Raw genomic sequence first — 3,424 nt, forward strand, 5'->3', positions numbered from 1 at the left:
CAGGAAAGGAGACAGGAGATAGGAGATAGGAGATAGGAGACAGGAGACAGGAGACAGGAGATAGTGGAACTTAGGCGTTTTCGGTCAGCAAAAAAGGCTCAAACGATTACGGGACAAAGGGTTAACCTCGATTTATGATTTTCCTTGATCTATCTGGGTTTCAGCGATTTTGGGCTTCTCGAAGTAAATCCAACGCGGGGATTGGAGTTGAGGCTTTTCTCGATTTGTTTTTTGTCTAAGTCCCAATAGGAGTCAGGAGATAGGAGATAGGAGACAGGAGACAGGAGACAGGAGACAGGAGATAGGAGATAGGAGATAGGAGATAGGAGATAGGAGATAGGAGACAGTAATCAGGAGACAGTAATCAGGAGATTATTTTTATTTATTCTCCCCATTTCCCCATTTCCCCACTTCCCCACTTCCCCACTTCCCCACACCCCACACCCCACTTCCCAGCAAATCTAACTTTCTTCAGATTCCTCCCCATCATTAGGGGGAACTAGGGCTACCGCAGCGATCGCATCGTCCTCATCGAGTTTTTGTACCCGGATGCCTCCGGCCGATCGCGATTGAGGAGTAATAGCATCGACGGATTGACGGATAATAATACCCCGTTCGGTGATAATCATAAATTCCTCGTGGGGGTTAACAACGTGCAGAGCCGCTAATTTATCGTTCTTTTTGCGGAATTTAATCACTCTGACTCCTAATCCCGCCCGATTTTGCAGACGTAGGAGGGTAACGGGAACCCGTTTTCCCAGTCCTGCCATGGTAATCGCTAACACCCAGGGGCCATTATTAGCCACTTCGGGGTTAATTTCTTCGCTTTCGTCCTCGGTTTCTTCTTCGTTAGATTCAGCGATTTGGGCGACAATTTGACTAGGCAGGATGTCCATACTAATTAATTCGTCACCTGAGCGCAATTTCATCGATTTTACGCCTTTAGTTGCCCTTCCCAAGGAGCGCAATTGTTGACTATCGGCCTTAAAATGAATTGCCATCCCCTGACGAGAACCGATAATGACGCTGTCTTCCTCTTTGGCCAAGCGAACCCAACGGAGTTGATCACCGTCTTCGAGAGAAATGGCGATTAAACCGTTCGATCGAATATTACTAAAGGCAGCGAGGGCGGTTTTCTTGATAAATCCCTTTTGTGTGAGCATAATCAGGTAATTATCCTCGCTGAACTCGCTGACTGCCACCACCGAGGTAATTTTCTCCCCTTTGGGAATCTCTAACAGTTGCACGATGGGAACCCCGCGAGCGGTACGGGAACCGGTGGGGATATGATAGGCATTGAGACTATAGACAACCCCGCGATCGGTGAAAAAGAGAACGCTATCGTGATCGCGGCAGGTGATAAAGTGATCGATGCCGTCGTCTTCTTTCATTTTTGCGCCAGCTTTGCCCCTTGTCGCCCGATTTTGGGACTCAAAGGTATTAACGGGCATTCTTTTGATGTAACCCTGTTCGGTGACGAGAATTAAGGCCTGTTCGTTGGCAATCAGGTCAGTTTCGGCGATTTCTCCTTCCCGTTGTTCAATATGAGTGCGACGGGGGGTAGCGTGAATCGTTTTGATCTGTTGCAGTTCTTCCTCGATAATGCTGTCGATCCGTTCTTTTTTGGCTAGAATATCCTGAAGATCGCCGATTTTTGTCAGTAATTCCCCGTGTTCTTGCTGAATTTTCTCCGATTCTAGGGCGGTTAACCGTCGCAGCTGCATTTGTAGGATTGCGTCCGCTTGCACCTCTGAAAGACCAAAATTCTGCACTAATCCCTCTTTTGCACTAGCTGTGTCGGCAGCACTGCGAATCAGGGCAATGACTGCATCGAGACTAGCGAGGGCAATTAGTAAACCCTGAAGGATATGATCCCTTTCCTCGGCCTTGCGGAGTTCATAACGGGTACGACGGGTGATCACTTCTACCCGAAAATCGAGGAAAACCCGAAGAAACTCCCTTAAGGTCAGTAATCTCGGTTCGTTATCGACTAATGCCAACATATTCGCCCCAAAATTCGACTGGAGGGGCGTTTGTTTATAAAGATTGTTGAGGACGACGCGAGGATAGGCATCTCGTTTCAGTTCGATCACTACCCGGATGCCGTCGCGATCGCTTTCGTCCCGCACATCGGAAATACCGTCTATTTTGCGATCATTGACCAAATCGGCGATTTTTTCGATTAATGCCGCTTTATTGGTTTGATAGGGCAGTTCGGTGATGATAATAGCATCTCGATCGGGTCTTCCCCTTTGTTCGATAGTTTCAATGGTAGCGACTCCCCGCAGGGTAATGGAACCGCGGCCGGTGGTGTAAGCTTCCTGAATGCCGTCTCTACCAAGGATATGCCCCCCGGTGGGAAAGTCTGGCCCCGGGATATAACGCTGTAATTCCGTATCGGTGAGATCGGGGTTATGGATGAGGGCAACGGTTCCATCGATAATCTCGGCCAGGTTGTGGGGGGGGATATTGGTGGCCATACCGACGGCGATGCCCGATGAGCCATTAATTAGCAGTTGCGGGACTCTAGAGGGCAAAACCACGGGTTCCTGTTGGGAACCATCGAAGTTATCGGCGAAATCGACGGTTTCTGACTCGATATCCTGTAGTAGGGCGTTGGTGGCCAGGGTGTGCAGACGACACTCGGTATAACGCATGGCTGCCGGGGGATCGTTATCGATCGATCCGAAGTTACCATGACCGTTAATCAGGGGATCGCGCATGGAGAAATCCTGGGCCATGCGGACGAGAGCATCGTAAACAGCAGTATCCCCGTGGGGATGGTATTTTCCTAATACTTCCCCGACGACTCTAGCGCATTTCCGGAAGGGGCGATCGGGGGTTAATCCTAGTTCGTACATCGCATAAAGAATGCGCCGGTGTACGGGTTTCAGTCCGTCCCTAGCGTCGGGCAAGGCGCGCCCAACGATGACGCTCATGGCGTATTCTAGATAGGAACGGGACATTTCATTGCTTAAGTCTGTGGGGACGATATGATCCTGGGCGGCGGTCATAGGGGGGTTAACTCCAATAACAAGGCAAAAAAAGCGTTTTTGTGAGTAAATTCGCTAAAAATCGGGTTTTTACCCTTTTGATGTGCAGAATATGCCCATTTGTAGGACTATTTTACCATAAAATCTCTCTTTTTTGGGGTTTAGAACAGTGCCAAGTCAGTAGTGATCGCAGATACCTTGGCTGGGATGGACGGGTTAATGGTTTGCTATCCTCTTGACAGAGATGGCAGAAAGTCGCGCAGCTCTTTAAACCCACATTCCGCACCCTAAGTAGACCTCTTGCATAAATCCGAAAACAAACGATAGAAACAATAATGGGAGGGACTTTCAGTTAATTATTTATTAGTAGTTGATAATCTTCAAAAATGTTGCTGTACAAGGATCGACTTAAGACTTTTGCAAGAGGTCTA

General features: G+C 48.6%; 1 protein-coding gene. It reads right to left on the reverse strand.

Annotated features, from left to right (window positions below; translation table 11 throughout):
* Nucleotides 1-461: 461 nt before the first annotated feature.
* The gene (gyrA, locus tag IM500_RS01420; protein ID WP_287737479.1) at nucleotides 462-3,014 is read right to left on the reverse strand and encodes a DNA gyrase subunit A; all 2,553 of its coding nucleotides are present in this window, start codon (nucleotides 3,012-3,014) and stop codon (nucleotides 462-464) included.
* Between the last annotated feature and the right edge of the window lie 410 nt (nucleotides 3,015-3,424).

The organism is Microcystis sp. M179S2, from assembly GCF_020245805.1.
GTDB lineage: Bacteria > Cyanobacteriota > Cyanobacteriia > Cyanobacteriales > Microcystaceae > Microcystis > Microcystis aeruginosa.